General features: G+C 74.6%; 14 protein-coding genes. 5 read left to right on the top strand and 9 right to left on the bottom strand.

Features of this window, described 5'->3' with window-relative positions:
- The first annotated feature begins 18 nt into the window (after positions 1-18).
- Positions 19-975 (top strand): 2,3,4,5-tetrahydropyridine-2,6-dicarboxylate N-succinyltransferase, encoded by a 957-nt coding sequence (dapD, locus tag JQN84_RS08720; protein ID WP_204957837.1) that lies wholly within the window; start codon positions 19-21, stop codon positions 973-975.
- Between the two features lie 52 nt (positions 976-1,027).
- Here dapD and JQN84_RS08715 read toward each other — a convergent pair whose 3' ends face one another.
- On the bottom strand, positions 1,028-4,369 hold the full coding sequence (locus JQN84_RS08715) for a S8 family serine peptidase (protein WP_204957836.1): 3,342 nt from the start codon (positions 4,367-4,369) through the stop codon (positions 1,028-1,030).
- Between the two features lie 217 nt (positions 4,370-4,586).
- On the opposite strand from JQN84_RS08715, the gene JQN84_RS08710 reads away from it, so the two are divergent.
- Together JQN84_RS08710 and JQN84_RS08705 are read left to right on the top strand one after the other, a co-directional pair.
- Positions 4,587-5,144 carry a sugar O-acetyltransferase gene (locus JQN84_RS08710; RefSeq protein ID WP_281894408.1) on the top strand — a complete coding sequence of 186 codons (558 nt, stop codon included), beginning with the start codon at positions 4,587-4,589 and terminating at the stop codon, positions 5,142-5,144.
- 91 nt (positions 5,145-5,235) lie between these two features.
- Complete coding sequence (locus JQN84_RS08705) at positions 5,236-7,806, top strand: hypothetical protein (RefSeq protein ID WP_204957835.1); 2,571 nt, start codon at positions 5,236-5,238, stop codon at positions 7,804-7,806.
- On the opposite strand, the gene JQN84_RS08700 is transcribed toward JQN84_RS08705, so the two are convergent.
- The 5 genes from JQN84_RS08700 to fdxA all read right to left on the bottom strand — a co-directional run bounded on the left by JQN84_RS08700 (position 7,789) and on the right by fdxA (position 11,656).
- Complete coding sequence (locus JQN84_RS08700) at positions 7,789-8,430, bottom strand: nucleoside/nucleotide kinase family protein (RefSeq protein WP_204957834.1); 642 nt, start codon at positions 8,428-8,430, stop codon at positions 7,789-7,791. The genes JQN84_RS08705 and JQN84_RS08700 overlap by 18 nt on opposite strands.
- Complete coding sequence (locus JQN84_RS08695; protein ID WP_204957833.1) at positions 8,430-9,068, bottom strand: SIMPL domain-containing protein; 639 nt, start codon at positions 9,066-9,068, stop codon at positions 8,430-8,432. Before JQN84_RS08695 ends, JQN84_RS08700 begins: the two co-directional genes overlap by 1 nt.
- 47 nt (positions 9,069-9,115) lie before the next feature.
- Positions 9,116-10,120 carry a prephenate dehydrogenase gene (locus JQN84_RS08690; RefSeq protein WP_204957832.1) on the bottom strand — a complete coding sequence of 335 codons (1,005 nt, stop codon included), beginning with the start codon at positions 10,118-10,120 and terminating at the stop codon, positions 9,116-9,118.
- A 10-nt stretch (positions 10,121-10,130) separates the two neighbouring features.
- Positions 10,131-11,234, bottom strand: a complete 1,104-nt coding sequence (gene dapC / locus JQN84_RS08685) for a succinyldiaminopimelate transaminase (RefSeq protein ID WP_281894417.1) — start codon at positions 11,232-11,234, stop codon at positions 10,131-10,133.
- A 95-nt stretch (positions 11,235-11,329) separates the two neighbouring features.
- Entirely contained in the window at positions 11,330-11,656 is a 327-nt protein-coding gene (gene fdxA, locus JQN84_RS08680; protein WP_007072862.1) for a ferredoxin, read from the bottom strand.
- A gap of 79 nt (positions 11,657-11,735) precedes the next feature.
- Here fdxA and JQN84_RS08675 point away from each other — a divergent pair, with 79 nt between their 5' ends.
- A complete protein-coding gene (locus JQN84_RS08675) occupies positions 11,736-12,719 on the top strand; it encodes a GNAT family N-acetyltransferase (RefSeq protein WP_204957831.1) in 984 nt (327 codons plus the stop codon).
- A 139-nt stretch (positions 12,720-12,858) separates the two neighbouring features.
- Here JQN84_RS08675 and JQN84_RS08670 read toward each other — a convergent pair whose 3' ends face one another.
- The 3 genes from JQN84_RS08670 to mshB all read right to left on the bottom strand — a co-directional run bounded on the left by JQN84_RS08670 (position 12,859) and on the right by mshB (position 14,855).
- Positions 12,859-13,323, bottom strand: coding sequence for a hypothetical protein (locus JQN84_RS08670; protein ID WP_204957830.1), 465 nt, complete (start codon positions 13,321-13,323; stop codon positions 12,859-12,861).
- A gap of 81 nt (positions 13,324-13,404) precedes the next feature.
- Positions 13,405-13,848, bottom strand: a complete 444-nt coding sequence (locus tag JQN84_RS08665; protein WP_204958193.1) for a hypothetical protein — start codon at positions 13,846-13,848, stop codon at positions 13,405-13,407.
- A gap of 17 nt (positions 13,849-13,865) precedes the next feature.
- Complete coding sequence (gene mshB, locus JQN84_RS08660; protein WP_204957829.1) at positions 13,866-14,855, bottom strand: N-acetyl-1-D-myo-inositol-2-amino-2-deoxy-alpha-D-glucopyranoside deacetylase; 990 nt, start codon at positions 14,853-14,855, stop codon at positions 13,866-13,868.
- An 86-nt stretch (positions 14,856-14,941) separates the two neighbouring features.
- Here mshB and JQN84_RS08655 point away from each other — a divergent pair, with 86 nt between their 5' ends.
- Entirely contained in the window at positions 14,942-17,086 is a 2,145-nt protein-coding gene (locus JQN84_RS08655; RefSeq protein WP_204957828.1) for a S9 family peptidase, read from the top strand.
- The last annotated feature ends 63 nt before the right edge of the window (positions 17,087-17,149 follow it).

The following is a 17,149-nucleotide window of genomic DNA, read 5'->3' as shown; positions in this document are numbered from 1 at the left end:
GAACGAGAGGGTAGAACAGTGACGTCCCAATCCGCCTGGGGTATCGGCCTGGCCACAGTGACCGCCGCCGAGCAGGTGCTCGACACCTGGTACCCGACCGGCAAGCTGGGCCTGGGTGAGCTGCCGCTGGTCCCCGGCGAGGACCAGGCCGACGTGCTGGACCTGCCGCCCGGCGCGGTCGGTGAGCGGGCCCTGCCGGGCCTGCGTACGGTGCAGGTGGTCACCGTGATCGGCGCGCTGGACGAGCCGATCAAGGACGCCGCCGACGCGTACCTGCGGTTGCACCTGCTCTCCCACCGCCTGGTGCGGCCCAACGAGCTGAACCTCGACGGCATCTTCGGCAAACTGGCGAACGTGGCCTGGACCTCGGCCGGCCCGTGCCCGCCGGAGCGGGTGGACGAGCTGCGGGTGATCGAGCGGGCCGCCGGCCGGCACCTGGCCGTGTACGGGGTGGACAAGTTCCCCCGGATGACCGACTACGTGGTGCCCGCCGGGGTGCGGATCGCCGACGCGGACCGGGTCCGGCTCGGCGCGCACCTGGCCGCCGGCACCACCGTGATGCAGGAGGGCTTCGTCAACTTCAACGCCGGCACGCTGGGCACCTCGATGGTCGAGGGCCGGATCGTGCAGGGCGTGGTGGTCGGTGACGGCTCCGACATCGGCGGCGGCGCGTCGATCATGGGCACCCTCTCCGGCGGCGGCACCGACCGGGTGCGGATCGGGGCACGCAGCCTGATCGGCGCGAACGCCGGGGTCGGCATCTCGCTCGGCGACGACTGCGTGGTCGAGGCCGGCTGCTACGTCACCGCCGCCTCGAAGATCACCCTGCCGGACGGCCGGGTGGTGAAGGCCCGTGAGCTGTCCGGCGTCGACGGCCTGCTGTTCTGGCGCAACTCGGTGACCGGGGCGCTGGAGGCGAAGCCGCGCACCGGCCAGGGCATCACGCTCAACGCCGCCCTGCACGCCAACGACTGACCCGCACGGGTCCGGGCCCGCGACGAGAACCGTCGCGGGCCCGGACGTCCGATCACTTCAGGCGGTACGCCTGGATGATCCGGGTGCTCGCGGTGTTGCCCTCGGTGTCCCGGGCGGTCGCCCGCAGGGACGCGTACCCGGCACCGGCCGGGTGCTTGACCAGCGCCACCGTGCCCTGGCCCGGCACCTTCACCACGGTCGCCCGCCGCCAGGTCCTCCCCCCGTCGTACGACACGTCGACGCTGAGCTTCGCCAGCTTGGCGGTGCCGGCGCCGGGCTGCCGTCGTACCTGCACGGGGACGGCGAAGACCTGCCCGGCCGGGGCGGTGTTGTCGGCCCGCAGCCGCGGGGTGAACCGGATCTCCGACAGCGGCAGCGGCTTCGGCGTGTCACCCGCCACGTGCCCGGAGCGGAACGTCCAGCTCGCCTCCACCTCGGTGCCGAGGTCGGTGAGGCTCCGCGTCGCCGCGACGGTCAGCTTGTAGTCGCCGGCCGCCTTCGGCACGGTGAACTCGCCGTACCCCGGGTTGTCGGTCTCCTCCACCAGCGTGCCGTTGCGCCACAGCGCGGTACGGGCGCTGTCGGTCAGTGACCCGCCGGGGTGCCCGGCCGCGTCGGCGTGCAGCGCCACGCTCACCAGCATGGTGTCCCCGGTCCGGGTGACACCGTCCCCCGGCCAGCGCGGGGCGGGCAGGGACGGCCCGAGCGGCGCCGCACCCCAGGTCTCGGTGGCCCGCCGGCCGGGCTGGTACTTCGTGGGCGGGGTCACCAGGACCGCCTGGACGTCGAGCCAGCCCGCTTCCGGGTCGCGGACGCCGAAGTCCAGCTCGGACTCCCAGCGCATCCCCTTGGTGCTGTAGTGCTCGGTGCGCTGGCCGGGCAGGTCGGTCGGCAGGACGACCGCCCAGCCGCCGAGGTTGTAGCCGCTGTCCGGGAAGACCAGCCGTTCGGCTTCCATCTTCGGGTACGGGTCACGGAACGTGTGCACCACCGTGGCCAGGTCGCCCCGCCGGTAGTCGCGCACCAGCCCGCTGGGCAGCTTGCCCGGCACGACCTCGCCCAGCGCGTACAGGTAGGGGCTGACCTCGGCGTCCCGGTCGGCCCACTGGCTGTTGAAGGTGGCGACGAACTCGTCGGCCGACACCGCCTTGCCGAGCTGGCCGGTGGACAGCCCGTCGAAGGTGTCGAAGGAGACGATGCCGAAGCCGTAGCTGCCGTCGTCGGGCAGCAGGTAGTTGGCGCTGATGTCGACCAGGGAGACCTTGGCGTCGGCCTGCGGCACGGTCATCCGTACCGGCTTGGCCTTGCGCAGGTCGACGGTGACCGCCGTGTCGCCGTCGACCACCAGTTCCGGCTGGGCGAGCATGCCCAGGCCGCCCGACTCCTCGTCCGGGCCCGGCTCGAAGAAGACGCTGCTCAGCCCGTACCGGCCCTTGGGGACCCGGAGTTCGACGACGCCGTCGGCCTCGAACACGTCGCGCAGGTCGCCGTCGGCGAGGTTGACCAGGCTGGTCGAGTAGTCGCCGCCCGGCTCGCCGCTGCGGTCGAGGTGGGTGAGCGTGACGGTGTAGCTCTCCACCTCCCGGTGCACGGCCAGCGGGGTCACCGCGACGGTGCCGCCGGAGCGGGCCACCACCCGACCGGTCCAGTAGCCGTCGACGCCGAGCCGGGTGTTCGCGGTGACTGTAGTCTCGGCCCGGCCGCCCGCCGGGACGGTGATCCGGTTGACGCCGAGGGTGAACATGCCGGCCGGTGCGGCCTTCCCGTCCGGCCCCTTCACCTCGACGGTCAGGTCGAGGGTGAGCGGCGTGGTGCCGCCGTTGTGCCAGGCGACGGTCCGGGTGATCGGGGCGTCGTCGCCGTGCGGCCACAGGGCCCGGCCGAACGAGACGCTGACCGGGTCGGTGGTGACCTGCTCGGTGATGGCCCGGGTCAGGTCCACCCGGCCGGCGCCCTGCTCGTAGGCGGTCTGCGTCGGGTGCGGCTTGGCGGCGGCCATCAGGGTCGCCTTGAGCTGCCCGGCCTTCCAGCCCGGGTGCTGCTGGGCGAGCAGCGCCACCGAGCCGGCCACGTGCGGGGTGGCCATCGACGTGCCGGAGAGTGCGACGTACCTCGTGCCGACCGGGTCGCCGATCTGGCCGTCGACGGAGCGGGCGGCCACGATGTCGACGCCGGGGGCGGTGATGTCGGGCTTGAGCGCGTCGTCGCCGAGGCGGGGGCCCCGGCTGGAGAAGTCGGCGAGTTCGTCGTCCCGGTCGACCGCGCCGACGGTCAGTGCGGCGTCGGCGGTGCCCGGTGAGCCGACCGAGCCGTCCCGGCCGTCGTTGCCGGCGGCGATGACGAAGAGGCTGCCGGTCTGGGCGGTCAGCGTCTGGACGGCCTCCTCCAGCGGGTCGACCTCGGGGGTGTCGCCGCCGCCGAGGCTCATGTTGACCACGGCGGCCTTCTTCTCGGTGGTGGCCCACTGCATGCCGGCCAGGATCGCCGACTCGGCGCAGCCGAACTCCTCGCAGACCTTGCCGTCGAGCAGCGTCGCGTCCGGCGCGACGCCCCGGTACTTCCCGCCGGAGGCGGCACCGCTGCCGGCGATGGTGGAGGCGACGTGGGTGCCGTGCCCGACGATGTCCCGCTGGTCGGGCAGGTCGCTGAAGTTGCGGGCCTCGGCGACCTTGCCGGCGAGGTCCGGGTGGGTGGCGTCGATGCCGGTGTCCAGCACCGCGACGGTCACCCCCTTGCCGGTCCAGCCGGCCGCCCAGGCGGTGGGCGCGCCGATCTGCGGCACGCTGTGGTCGAGGGAGAGCGTGCGCCGACCGTCCAGCCAGATCCGCTCGACGCCCCCTGCCGCGTCGAGCCGGGCTCCGGCGTCGCCGCCGGTCAGCGTCGACCAGACCGCGCCGGTCGAGGACTTGCCGGCGGTCAGCGCCGCGCCCTGGATCGCCGGCAGGTCGCGGGTCACCCGGGTGCCCGGCAGCCCGGCCGCGCCGCGCCGGGCCTGCCCCTCGCGGTACGACACCAGCAGCGGCAGGTTGTCGCGGTGGGCGTCGTCGTAGCGGGCGGCGATCAGGCCGGTGACGTCGAACAGCCGCTTGTCGACCTGCCCGGAGCGCACCAGCGGCACCGCGTCGCGGGGCACCACGGACAGGTGGCCGCGTTCCCGGCGGACCAGGAACTGCTGGTGTTCCCGGCCGGGGCCGGGGCGCACGGCGGCACCACCGGTGCGGGTGACGGTGACCTGGTCCCCGGTGATCAGGGTGACGGTGCTGGAGCCGGCGGCCGGCGTGATGGGCCGGGGCGCGGTGGGGCCGGCGGGCGCGGCGTGCGCGCCCGTCGCCGGCAGACCGAGGGCCAGGGCGAGCACCAGCCCGCCGGCCGCGGTTCTTCTGCTTCGGTGCAACGGAACCTCCTTCTGGGACGTTTACCTGACGTGAGCCCATCGAGCCACGTGAACCATCGACGACCGGCCACATCGACGACCGGGCCACATCGATGCCCCAGAATTACATACTCGGTATGTAAAAAGAAGTCCGCGGGATGACCGTCCGGACACATTGCCGAGACACGACCGACGCGATTTCGTCCCACCGGCCCGCCCGATCGGCGACGATCGCCTGGTGACGTCCATGAGGGAACGCATGCTCGCCGGCGAGCCGTACGTCGCCGACGACCCCGAGATCGTCGCGGATCTCGACCGCGCCGCGCGGCTGGCCGAACGGTTCAACCGCAGCCCCGCCGACGACCCGCAGGGCCGGCTCGCCGCCCTGCGCGACCTGCTCGGCAGCGTCGGCGAGGACGCCCAGGTACGTCCACCGCTGTACTGCGACTACGGCTGGCAGACCCACCTCGGGGACCGCAGCTTCGTCAACTTCAACGCCGTCCTGCTCGACGTCGCCCGGATCACCATCGGCGCGGACGTCCAGATCGGACCGAACGTGCAGCTGCTCACCGCCACCCACCCCGTCGAGGCCGAGGCGCGGAGAGCCAAGTGGGAGGCCGCCCAGCCGATCACCATCGGGGACAACGTCTGGCTCGGCGGCGGGGTGATCGTCCTCGCCGGAGTGACGGTCGGGGAGAACACGGTGGTCGGCGCGGGCGCGGTGGTCACCCGCGACCTACCCCCCAACGTGGTCGCCGTGGGTAACCCCGCACGAGTGATCCGTACCCTGCAATAACAGCTTGAGCTGCGAAAACACCGACGCAACCGTGGGCGAACGGCAAATTCCGATGCACTCTGGGTAGTGACTTCGTCACCAGGGAGCACCGATGGCCGAGCGGGTACTCGAACTCCGGGTACACGGCGTGTCCAACACCCCGCCCGACCAGATCCTCGGCCTGCCCGCCGACCCGACCGGCACCGGCCCGCACCCCCGGCTCGTCTCCGGCGGCGACGTCACCGGCTTCTACCGGGCCGACGACTCCGCCCCCGACGACCCCGTCGTCGTCGAGGCGTACAGCTGGGGGCAGTTGACCTCGGGGGCGCGGACCGCGCGGGACGTCGAGCGCGCCCTGTGGACGCTGCTGCTGCCGTTCACCCTGGCCAACGTCGCCCTGTACGCCCGCCCCGGCATCCCGCCCGACCCGGACACCGAACGCTGGGGCAGCCGCTCCGGCATCACCGCCTGGCTGATCCGGCTGTTCTGCCTCAGCCTCACCGGCACCCTGGTCCTCGCCGCCACCGGCATCGGGGTCGACCTGATCGCCTGGCAGTGCGTCGACCAGGAGTGCCTGCGGCAACTGCCGGGCCCGTGGGAGTTCCTCGGCCGGGGCTGGTGGCGCGCGGACGCCCGCGCGCTCGCCGTCGGCCTGCTGGTGCCGTTGGCGATGCTGCTGGTGCTCGGCATCGTCTCCTGGCGCACCTACCAGTACGAGGCCGAGATGCCCGCCGAACCCCGCCCCCCGGCGGGCGACGGGGAGCACCCGGCCGAGCCGGCGCCCAACCCGGCCAACCCGTTGCAGGACCCCACCTTCTGGGGCGGGGAGGGACAGCTGCGCCGGGCCGCCGTGCTGCACCTGTGCGTCGGCGCGGCGCTCGCCGCGGCGGTGCCCGTCGGCGCGGTGCTGGTGCTGGACCCGGCCCGGGGCGTCCGCGCCGTGGTCGCCGTCCCGACCGTCGCCGCCCTGGTCACGGTCGTGGCGATCGCCGTGGTGGCGGTCGGCCGTCCCTGGCTGACCCGACGCAGCGGGGCCGCCCCGCTCGGCCGGTGGAGCCTCGCCGTCGGCGTGCTCACCGGCCTCGCGCTGGCCGGCACCTTCACCCTCCTGCTGCTGCCGGACGGCCCCGCCGGCACCCCGCTCGCGCAGTTCCGCCCACCGGCCGGCTGCATCCGCGACCCCGGCCTGGCCGGCTGCCGCGCCGACCACTCGCTGCCCGGCTACGACGGGCTGGTCGCCTGGCTCGCCACCTACCAGGTGCTGCTGCTGATCGCCATCGGCACGGTCGCCCGCTCCGGCCGCCGCGCGCTGCCCGTCCCCGCTGCCGCCGCCGTGCTGCTGCCCCTCGGCACGGCCTGGCTCGACGGCCGGCTGCCCGGCCTTCCCGCCGCCCCCGACGGGCTGCGGATCTGGATGCTCGCCGCACCCGCCATCGCGCTCGCCACGACCGGACTGCTGCTGCCCCGCACCGGCAGCGACGCCGGACAGCAACCACTGGGCGTGCACACCGACGTCGCCTGGGGCGGACGCGGGGCCGCCGTGATCGCCGGCTTCGGCTGGATGATGGCCATCGCCTACTGTGCCGGCCTGCTCTACTGGGTCACCGACCGGCTCGACGGGGCCGCCTCACCCAGCGGGTTCTCCCCGATCGTGCCACCCCTGCCGGTGATCTGGGCCGGGCTGGCCTTCACCGTCGCCACCGCCGCCCTGCTCGGCACGCTGATCCGCGCCGGGGTGCTCTTCCACCGGCTGCGCCGCGTCGAATACCACCGGCTCACCGGCGCCGGGCAGGCCCTCTCCGCGCACGACCTGCGCCGCTGCCGGCACGTCAGCACCTTCCGCGCGCTGCACCGCCTGGTCGGCGAGCACGCGGTACGGCTGATCGGCTGCTACGCCACCATCGCGGCGGTGCTGGTGGCGCTGTCCTGCGTGGCGGCGCTGACCCGGGCCCGCCCGGCCCCGGCCGGCGCGTCGGGCTGGCCGGGGCTGGTGCACGCCGCCGCCGACCTCGGGGACACCCTGCTGGGCTGGCTGCCGCTGGTGGTCGCCGGGCTCGGCATGCTCGTCTACCGCAACGACACCGTCCGGCGCAGCGTCGGGGTGCTGTGGGACGTCGGCACCTTCTGGCCGCGCGCCGCGCACCCGCTCGCCCCACCCAGCTACGCCGAACGCGCCGTCCCCGAGTTGCAGACCCGGATCGCGGGCCTCCTGGCGCTGACCGAGCGCGACCCCCGCCGGATGGACGGGGTGATCCTCTCCGGGCACAGCCAGGGCACGGTGATCTGCGCGGCGACGCTGCTGCAACTGCCGACCCGGTGGCGGCGACGGATCTGGTTCCTGTCGTACGGCTGCCAACTCACCCGACTCTACGGGCGGGTCTTCCCCGCCTACTTCGGCCCGGCCCGGCTCCGGGTGCTCGCCGACGCCCTGACCTGGCCCTCCGGCCACGTCGCGTGGACCAACTTCTGGCGGGACACCGACCCGCTCGGCTGGCAGGTCAACGCCGGGGAACGGGACATGCCGGTGACCGACCCGGAGGCGCTGCACCCCAGCGGGGGCGAGGTCGCCGACCCGCCGATCCGCAACCACAGCGGCTACCCGGAGGCGTGGGAGTTCCACCGGGAACGGGCCCTGGTGGCCCGGCTGCTGCGGCGTAGCGTTCCGTCACCCCGGGTCGGTTGACCGGATCACCAGGTCGGCCCGGTCGGCGGTGCCCGCCACCACGGCGGCGTTCGCCTCGTCGCTGCCGTACGCCCAGGCCTGCGCCGCCTCCGGCGACCGCCCGTACGCCACGTGCCGGGCCACCAGTCGACGCAGCCGGGCCCCCGCATCCAGGTCGAGGAACCACGCCTCGTGCAGCAACGACCGCACCTCGTCCCACGGCGGCTCGCCGAGCAGCAGATAGTTGCCCTCGGTCACCACCAGCCGGACCGAGGGCGGCACCTCCACCGCCCCGGCCACCGGCTCCTCCAGGTCACGGCGGAACAGCGGCGCGTACACGGTGGTCGGCTCCAACCGGTGCAGCCGGCGCAGCAACGACACGTACCCGTTGGCGTCGAACGTGTCGACCGCGCCCTTGCGGTCGGCCCGGCCCAGCCGGACCAGCTCCGCCTGGGCGAGGTGGAAGCCGTCCATCGGCACCAGCCGGGCGCTCGGGCCGACCGCCGCGACGATCCGCTCGGCCAGGGTGGACTTGCCCGCCCCGGGCGCCCCGGCGATGCCCAGCAACTGCCGGGGGCCGGCGTCGGCCAACGACCGGGCCCTTGCCACCAGGTCGTCGAGGGAGAACGGACGTGCCCCGGGCATCAGGTCAGGACCGGCTCGCTGATGGTGAACCGGGCCCGCACCACCGCGTGCACCGACTGCGGACGGGGGTCGAGATCCAGCTCCGGCGGGCCACCCTGGCGGGCCTGACGGGCGAAGAGCGCCCCGCCCATGCCGGAACCCTCGTCGCTGTCGGCCAACTCCAGCAGCGCGGTCACCCGGACGCCGAGCGCCTCGGCGTACTCCCGGGCCCGGCGCAACGCGTCGGCGATCGCCGCGTGCCGGGCCTCCCGGTGGGCCGGGCTGTCCGGGCGCAACGACCACCAGGGGCCGGCCACCTCGACGTGGTCCAGTTCGGCCAGCCGCAGCATCAGCTCCGCCAGGGAGCCGAAGTCGGTGACGGTGACGGTGGTGGAGACGCTGCCCAGGTAGCCGACGACCCGTTCGCCGGACCGGTTCGTCTCGGGGCGGACCCGCAGCTCACCGGCCTCCCGGCGGTCCACCGCCGGCTCGTGCTCGTCGAGCAGCACCCGGACGGCGGCGGCCCGCTCGGCGAGCCGGGCCAACGCGACCTGACGGTCACGTTCCCGGGCCGTCGCGGTCACCTCGAAGCGGGCCAGCTCGGGCGGCACCTCCCGGTACGCTTCACCGCGCACCGCCACCACCGGTCCGTCCGCCACGCCCCCACCCTAGCGGCGCGACCGGCGTGCCGCCGGTATCCGCGCGGTCAGGCCGGTCGCAGCCCGGTGTACGTCACCGTCCCCCGCGCCACCGCGCAGCCGGTCAGGTGCCCGCCGGACTCGCCCACCGACCTGACGAACGCCAACTCCCCGGCGGGATCGGCATCGAGGTCGAACGCCCGGTGGACAGGCTGTTCCCGGCCCGACCCGGCCGCCCGCACCGCGCCGGCCCGCTCGTAGTGGGCCACCAGCGTGGGCAGGTCGTCGTCGCGGACCGCCTCGGCGAGCACGTCGAGCGCGGCCCGCACCTCGGCCAACTGCCGCAGCACCTGCTCCCGGTTGGCCAGCAGCATGGCGGCGGTCCGCCGGGCCGGGGTGGTCGCCACCCGGGTGCCGTCGCGGAAGCTGCCGGCGGCGAGCCGGACCACCGCGTCGCGCACCGTCGAGTTGGCGGCGGCCCCGGCCAGACCGCCGGCCAGCAGGTGCGGCACGTGCGAGGACAGCGCCACGACCCGGTCGTGCACCTGCGGCGACATCGGTACGACGTGCGCGCCGAAGACGTCGACCACCAGCCCGACCAGCGCCCGGAACGGCACCAGCCCGTCGGCGCTCGGGCAGAGCACCCAGGCCGCGTCGGCGAACAGGTCGGCCCGGGCGGCGGTGAGCCCGGCCCGTTCGGTGCCGGCCATCGGGTGCCCGGGGACGAACCGGCCGGTCAACCCGTGTGCCCCGGCGAACCCGGCGACGGCCTCCTTGGTGCTGCCCACGTCGGTGACGATGCACCGGTCACCGGTCAGCCCCGCCACCGTGAGCAGGGTCTGCGGCAGGCTGGGCAGCGGGCCGCCGAGGAACACCACGTCCCGGTCGCGGACCGCGTCGCCGAGCTCGTCGGCGAAGTCGAGGCCCCGGCGGCGGCCCTCGGCCCGGGTCGCCGGGTCCGGGTCCCAGCCGGTCACCGGGACGCCCGCCGCGTGCAGGCGCAGCAGGATCGACCCGCCGATCAGGCCGGTGCCCACCACGGCGACCCGGGGTCGGCCGACGTCGTCACCCACCGCAGCCGCCCTACGGCTGGGCGAGCCGCTGCGCGACCGCCCCGACGTGCGCGTCGGACCCGGTCAGCGCCACCCGGACGTGCCGCTGCCCGGCCGGGCCGTAGAACGCCCCGGCGGCGACCAGGATGCCCCGGCGGGCCAGCCAGTCGACGGTGTCCCAGCAGTCCTCGTCGCGGGTGAGCCAGAGGTAGAGGCCCGCCTCGGAGTGCTCCAGCCGGAACCCCGCCCCGGTGAACGCGGCGAGCAGCGTCTCCCGCCGGGCCCGGTAGCGTTCCCGCTGCTCGTCGGCGTGCGCCTGGTCGCCGAGCGCGGCCACCATGGCGGCCTGCACCGGTGCCGGGACGATCATGCCGGCGTGCTTGCGGATCTTCAGCAGCTCGGCGACCAGCACCGGGTCACCGGCGACGAACCCGGCCCGGTAGCCGGCCAGGTTGGAGCGCTTGGACAGCGAGTGCACCGCCAGCACCGAGTCGTACGACCCGCCGCAGACCTCCGGCGCGAGCACCGACACCGGGGCGGCGTCGGCCGTCCAGCCCAGCGGGAGGTAGCACTCGTCGCTGGCCACCACGGCACCGCGCTCCCGCGCCCAGTCGACCACCTTGCGCAGGTGGGCGGCGGGCAGCACCCGACCGGTCGGGTTGCCCGGCGAGTTGACCCAGACCAGGCGTACCCGTGAGGTCGGGCCGACCGCGGTCAGCGCGTCGGCGCGGACGACAGTGGCGCCGGCCAGCCGGGCACCGTCCTCGTATGTCGGATAGGCGACCGTGGGCACCACGACCACGTCGCCGGGGCCGATCCCGAGCAGGGTGGGCAGCCAGGCCACCAGTTCCTTGGAACCGATGGTCGGCAGCACCCCGAGCCCGTCGACACCGGCGGCGCAGGCGCGCGCCACCCAGCCGGCGATGGCCTGCCGCAACGCCGGGGTGCCCGCCGTCAACGGGTAACCCGGCGCGTCGGACGCGTCGGCCAGGGCCTGCCGGATCACCGTGGGCACCGGATCGACAGGGGTGCCCATGGAGAGGTTGATCAGGCCGTCCGGGTGCGCCGCGGCCAGGGTGGCCGCGGAGTCCAGGGTGTCCCAGGTGAACTCGGGCAACCGGGCCGACACCGGCACGGCCGGTGCCGGCCCGACCTGACGCTCCGGCGCGGCCCCGGCCGGTGCCGCTGCGGGCCCGGCCGGTGCCCCCGGTGTCACGGCGGCGGGCCGGTTCAGTGGCCCTCGCCGCGCGGCGGCTGGCCGGCGACGAACGTCGCGTCCTTCTCCACCTTGCCGATCTTCGACGCACCACCCGGCGAGCCCAGGTCCTCGAAGAACTCGTAGTTGGCGCCGGTGTAGTCCTTCCACTGCTCGGGGACGTCGTCCTCGTAGAAGATGGCCTCCACCGGGCAGACCGGCTCACAGGCACCACAGTCGACGCATTCGTCGGGGTGGATGTAGAGCATCCGGTTGCCCTCGTAAATGCAGTCGACCGGGCATTCCTCGATGCATGCCTTGTCGAGCACATCCACGCACGGCTCGGCGATGATGTAGGTCACCGGTCTTCTCCTCCGCAAGACTCGTCGCGATCACCCGCGACGCTAAGAGCCTAGTATCTCGCCGGGGAGGAGGTCGATCGTGCTCCGACAGCAGGATGTGGGACACCGGATCGTGGTTCGCCGCATTGTGGGGATTCGTGAGGGCCGGCCCCTCTTCTCGGACGCCCTTGGTGAACTGGTCGAGCTGAGCGAGACCCATCTCACCATCGCCACCGCGCAGGGCCGGGTCCGGGTGCCGGTGGCCGAGGTGCACCGGGCCAAGCGGGTGCCGCCCACCCGCCGGCCCACCGCGTCCGCCGTGGTCGAGCTGGAACTCGCCGCCGACGAGGCGTGGCCCGCGCCGGTACGCGGCCGGCTCGGCGACTGGCTGCTGCGTTCCGCCGACGGCTGGACCGGACGCGCCAACTCGGCCCTGCCGGTCGGCGACCCCGACCGGCCGCTGCCGGCGGCGATCGACGCCATCGAACGCTGGTACGCCGGACACGGCCAACCCGCCATGGTCAACACCCCGTTGCCGCTGGCCGTGCCGGTCGGCGCCGAACTGGACGCCCGGGGCTGGACCGCCCGCCCGCTGACCCTGGTCCAGACCGTCCCGCTGGCCACCCTGCTCACCCCGCAGCCACCACCCGCGCCGGATACGCCGGACCCGGCCGGCGGGCTGCCGGTCGGGCTCGACGCCGCGCCGTCCGAGGAGTGGCTCGCGGTCGCCGCCGGGCGCAAGGGCGGGCTGCCCGACTCCGCCCGGCACATCCTCACCGCCGTGGCCCGGGTCCGCTTCGCCCAGGTGTACGCCGACGGCAGGCTGCTGGCGACGGGCCGGGGCACGGTCACGGGGCAGGGCCGCTGGCTGGGGCTCAGCCTGATCGAGGTGACCCCGTCAGCGCGCCGGCAGGGGCTGGCCGCCCGGGTGATCCGGGCCCTGGCCGAGTGGGGCGCGGCAGAGGGGGCGACACACGCCTTCCTCCAGGTGGAGCAGCGCAACACCGCGGCGGTGACGCTCTACCGCAAGCTCGGCTTCACCACCCACCACACCTACCTGACGCGGGTCGCCCCGCCGGGCTGACCCACCCCGTCCCATCCCGCGACCTGACCCGACCCGGGCGCCTTGATCGACTCCTGTGGGCCGATGTTGCGACATCGCACCGGTCCGGATACCGCTATGTGCGCCCCCACGAGTTGATCAAGCCCAGCGGGCGCGCGGGTCAGCGCCGGACCACCCGACGGGGCTTGCCGACGTTACGCTCGGCGTACCGCCGCAACTGCTGCGAGCGGTAGTCCGACCCGAGCGCGATCAGCACCAGGTAGCCGAGCGCCACGCCGGCCCCGGCGGCGACGAGGTAGAGCCAGATCTGGGCGAAGAACAGCCCCGCGCCCCCACCGAACGGGTTGTTCCCGACCAGCAGCGGGCCGACGAGCACCGTCAGCAGCAGCGCCACGGCCACCGCCGCAGCCACGTCGGCACCCCACCGGGCCGCCGGAACAGCCTTACCCCAGGTGAACACCACCCCGGCCAGGACCAGCCCGATCACGACGAACATGCCCAGCGAGACCCGGTCGGCGGCGGTGTCGTTCCCGTCGAAGCCGAGTTTGATGATCACCCGGGCCACCACGTTGACCGCGAACAGGGCCGCCGCGAGTACGCCGACCGCCCGCCACCGCTGTGTCATCACACGCCTCCCGCCGTACCACCCGCCCCGTCGGCGGGTCTCCTGGCAGGAATATCTACCACCGCAGGCTGTGTGTCGTCATCACCCGTCGTGGCGACGCGGCTGCGGGCTGAGCATCTGCCGGAACGCCATCACCGCGAACGTCATCGCCCCGGTGGTGATCATCGCCAGCCCGACCCAGTTGTCCCCCGCCACCAGCAGGTCACCCTCGGCGGTCCGGACCGCCGCCACCGCCATCAGCACGAACCACGGCAGCGCCGGCAACGCCACCGCCCACTTCCGGCCGACCGCCGCGTACGCGAACCAGCTCACCGCGACCGCGCCCAGGATGGTGACCACCACCGACACCCCGATCAGCTGCCCGCCGGCCCGGACGGTGGACAGCAGCAGCCCGGTCACGGCGGTGAGCACCCCACCGACCACGGCGACCAGCCCACCGACCACCCGCAGCACGACGTCGAGCAGGCGTACCGTCCAGCCGGGCGGCGGCGGGACGGCGGCGGCCTCCTCCTCGACGACCGGCATCGGCGTGGCGGGCAGGGTCACCGGAGCCCGGCCGACGCCGTGGCCGCCGACGCGTCACCCGCCGGGGTCGCCTGCTCCGGCCGACGCGCCGCCGCCACCGGCCGGCCGTCCGGCAGGTCCACCGGGTCCGGGTCGATCCCGGCGAAGAGGTCGTTCTCCCAGCCGTTCGGGCCGCCCGCCGGGCCGGGCTCCCCCACCGCCAGGGTGAAGTACTCGACGCCCATGAACTCCGCGCCGAAGTTACCGGCGATCGCGTACAGCCAGGAGTCGGCCGGGATCTGGGTGGCGTGCGCCCGCATCGCCGCCTCCTTGGCCGCGTGCTGGTCGGTGGCGTCGATCCGGGCGGCGATCTGCTCGTCGGGGGTGCCGAACGGCAGGTCGTCGACGCCGTCGATGGCGGCGAAGGGGTTGTCCGACGACTCGGTGAACTGGCTCATCCCGGCCTCCAGGACGCTGCGCGGCAGCGCCGTCCAGTAGACCTTGGCCGGGGCGATGCCCTCCGCGCCGGCCAGCTCGTGGGCCCGCATCGCCACCCGGTGCGCCTGGATGTGGTCCGGGTGCCCGTAGAAGCCGTTCGGGTCGTAGGTGACCAGGACCTGCGGGCGGATCTCCCGGATGACCTCCAGGAGCAGCCCGGCGGCCTCGTCGAGGTCGGCCCGCCAGAACGCCCGAGGATGCTCGTTGGTGGGCATGCCCATCATCCCCGAGTCCCGGTAGCGGCCCGCGCCGCCGAGGAAACGGTGGTCGGTGACACCGAGCGCGGCGCAGGCGGCACCCAGCTCGCCGATCCGGAACCCGCCGAGCTGGTCGGCCTCGGCGGCGACGAGCTGCGCCAGCGCCGGCACGTGGACCTCGCCCTCCTCGCCGAGGGTGCAGGTCACCAGCGTGACGTGGGCCCCGGCGGCGGCGTAGTGCGCCATCGTCGACCCGGTGCCGATGGACTCGTCGTCGGGGTGCGCGTGGACCAGCAGCAGGCGTCGGTCGGGCAGCGTCGTCACGACCGTCACTCTAACCGGCGGTCCGGCGGCACCGGGGCGTACGCGTCCACGCAGGTCGGCCACATCACGCCCGACACGGCTCTACGATCCGGGTTGTGGACTTTCCCGAGCTGGCCGCCCGTACCCGTCGGTTCAGCCACGGGGCGCCGCGCGCCGTTTCCGTGGCCGACGACGGTTCCCGGGTGGTCTTCCTCCGCTCGGGCGGCCCGCAGGACCCGGCCGACGCGCTCTGGGCGCTGGAGACCGCCTCCGCCGAGGAACGGCTGATCGCCGACCCGGCCGTGCTGCTCGGCGAGGACGCCGACCCGGTGGCGCTGGCCCCCGGCGAGCGGGCGTTACGCGAACGCCGCCGGCTCAGCGCCGCCGGCATCGGCTCGTACGCGCTGGACGGCGCGGGCCGGGTGGCGGTGTTCGCGCTGGCCGGCCGGTTGTTCCGGGCCGACCTGGTGCACGGCGACGTGATCGAGGTGAGCACCGTCGGGCCGGTGGTCGACCCGCGCCCCGACCCGACCGGGCAGCGGGTGGCGTACGTGACCGATGCCGCCGACGGGGTACGCCGGGGCGAGCTGCGGGTGGTCGCCCCGGACGGCACCGACACCCTGCTGGCCGGCGAGGACGGCGGGGTGACCTGGGGGCTCGCCGAGCATGTCGCGGCGGAGGAGTTCGGCAGGTTCCGGGGCTACTGGTGGGCCCCGGACGGGCGGATGGTGCTCGCCGCCCGGGTCGACGAGTCCCGGCTGCCCCGCTGGCACCTGCACGACCCGGCGGACCCGGCGACCCCGCCGACCACCGTCGCGTACCCCCGGGCGGGTGGGCCGAACGCCGAGGTCAGCCTGCACCTGCTCGACCTGGACGACGGCTGGGTCGACGTGCACTGGGACCGGGAGACCTACCCGTACCTGGCCTCGGTCGACTGGGCCGACGGGAACCCGCTGATCACCGTGCTGCGCCGGTCGCAGCAGCACGGCCTGGTGCTGGCGGTGGACCCGCGTACCGGGGAGACCCAGGTGCATGCCGAGCTGGCCGACCCGCGCTGGGTGGAGCCGATCCCGGGCACCCCGGCGCACCTGCCCGACGGCCGGGTGCTGGTCGGCGGTGAACTGGCCCACGACGGGTACGACGCCCGCTGCCTGTTCGCCGACGGCACCCTGCTCACTCCGCCGTCGCTGTACGTGCGGCGGGTGGTGGGCCGGCTGCCCACCGGCCCCGGCCCGGCCGACCTGCTGGTCGAGGCGAGCGAGGGCGAACCGAGCCAACGGCACCTCTACCGGGTCCGCACGGTGATCGGCGGTGGGGTGGACGCCCGCCGGATGAGCAGCACCCCCGGCTGGCACACGGCGGTGGTCGGCGGGGACACCCTGGTCGTCGGCACCGCCTCGCTGGACGAGGCGGGGACGACCTGGTCGGTGTGGCGCGGCGACGGCGAGGTGGCCCGGCTGCGGTCGCTGGCCGCCACCCCGTCGTCGGCGCCCCGGCCGATGCTGGTCCGGGTGACCGACAGGCGGTTGCCGACGGCGGTGCTCTACCCGTCCGAGCACGTCAAGGGCACCCGGTTGCCGGTGCTGCTGGACGTCTACGGCGGCCCCGGCCACCAGGAGGTGGTGGCCGCCCGGTCGGCCTGGTTGGAGCGGCAGTGGTGGGCGGACTCCGGGTTCGCCGTGGTCACCGTCGACAACCGGGGTACGCCGGGCGTGGCACCCTCGTTCGAGAAGGCGATCCACCGGCGGGTGGCCGACGTGATCCTGACCGACCAGGTGGACGCGCTGACCGCGCTCGCCGGCAAGCATCCCGACCTGGACCTGGACCGGGTGGCGATCCGGGGCTGGTCGTTCGGCGGCTGGCTCGCCGGGCTGGCGGTGCTGCGCCACCCGGAGCTGTTCCGGTGCGGCATCGCCGGTGCCCCGGTCACCGACTGGGCGCTGTACGACACCGCGTACACCGAGCGCTACCTCGGCCTGCCCGACGACGGCATCGACGTGTACGGGCACCACTCGCTGGTGGAACTGGCGGCGGAGCCGCTGCATCCCGGCGAGCCGGCCCGGCCGCTGCTGCTGGTGCACGGCATGGTCGACGACAACGTGGTGGCCGCGCACACGCTGCGGCTGTCGGCGGCGCTGCTGTCGACCGGCCGGCCGCACGCGGTGCTGCCGCTGACCGGGGCCACCCACATGGCGGCCGGGGGGTTGTCCGAACGGCTGCTCCGCCTGGAACTCGACTTCCTCCGCACCCACCTGGGCTGAGCCGTCGCCGGACCGTCCCGCCGGACCGGGTCGGGGGTCGCCGGACCGCCGGCCGGGCGGGTC

The organism is Micromonospora humidisoli, assembly GCF_016900955.1.
Classification (GTDB): Bacteria; Actinomycetota; Actinomycetes; order Mycobacteriales; family Micromonosporaceae; genus Micromonospora; species Micromonospora wenchangensis.
Note: the sequence above shows the minus strand (reverse complement) of the source record. Positions and strands in the feature narration are given on the sequence as shown.

Coding starts and splice junctions, on each gene's coding strand:
- JQN84_RS08705 (WP_204957835.1), top strand. CDS start 5,236: ATGGCCGAGCGGGTACTCGAACTCCGGGTACACGGCGTGTCCAACACC.
- JQN84_RS08700 (WP_204957834.1), bottom strand. CDS start 8,430: ATGCCCGGGGCACGTCCGTTCTCCCTCGACGACCTGGTGGCAAGGGCC.
- JQN84_RS08670 (WP_204957830.1), bottom strand. CDS start 13,323: ATGACACAGCGGTGGCGGGCGGTCGGCGTACTCGCGGCGGCCCTGTTC.
- JQN84_RS08665 (WP_204958193.1), bottom strand. CDS start 13,848: ATGCCGGTCGTCGAGGAGGAGGCCGCCGCCGTCCCGCCGCCGCCCGGC.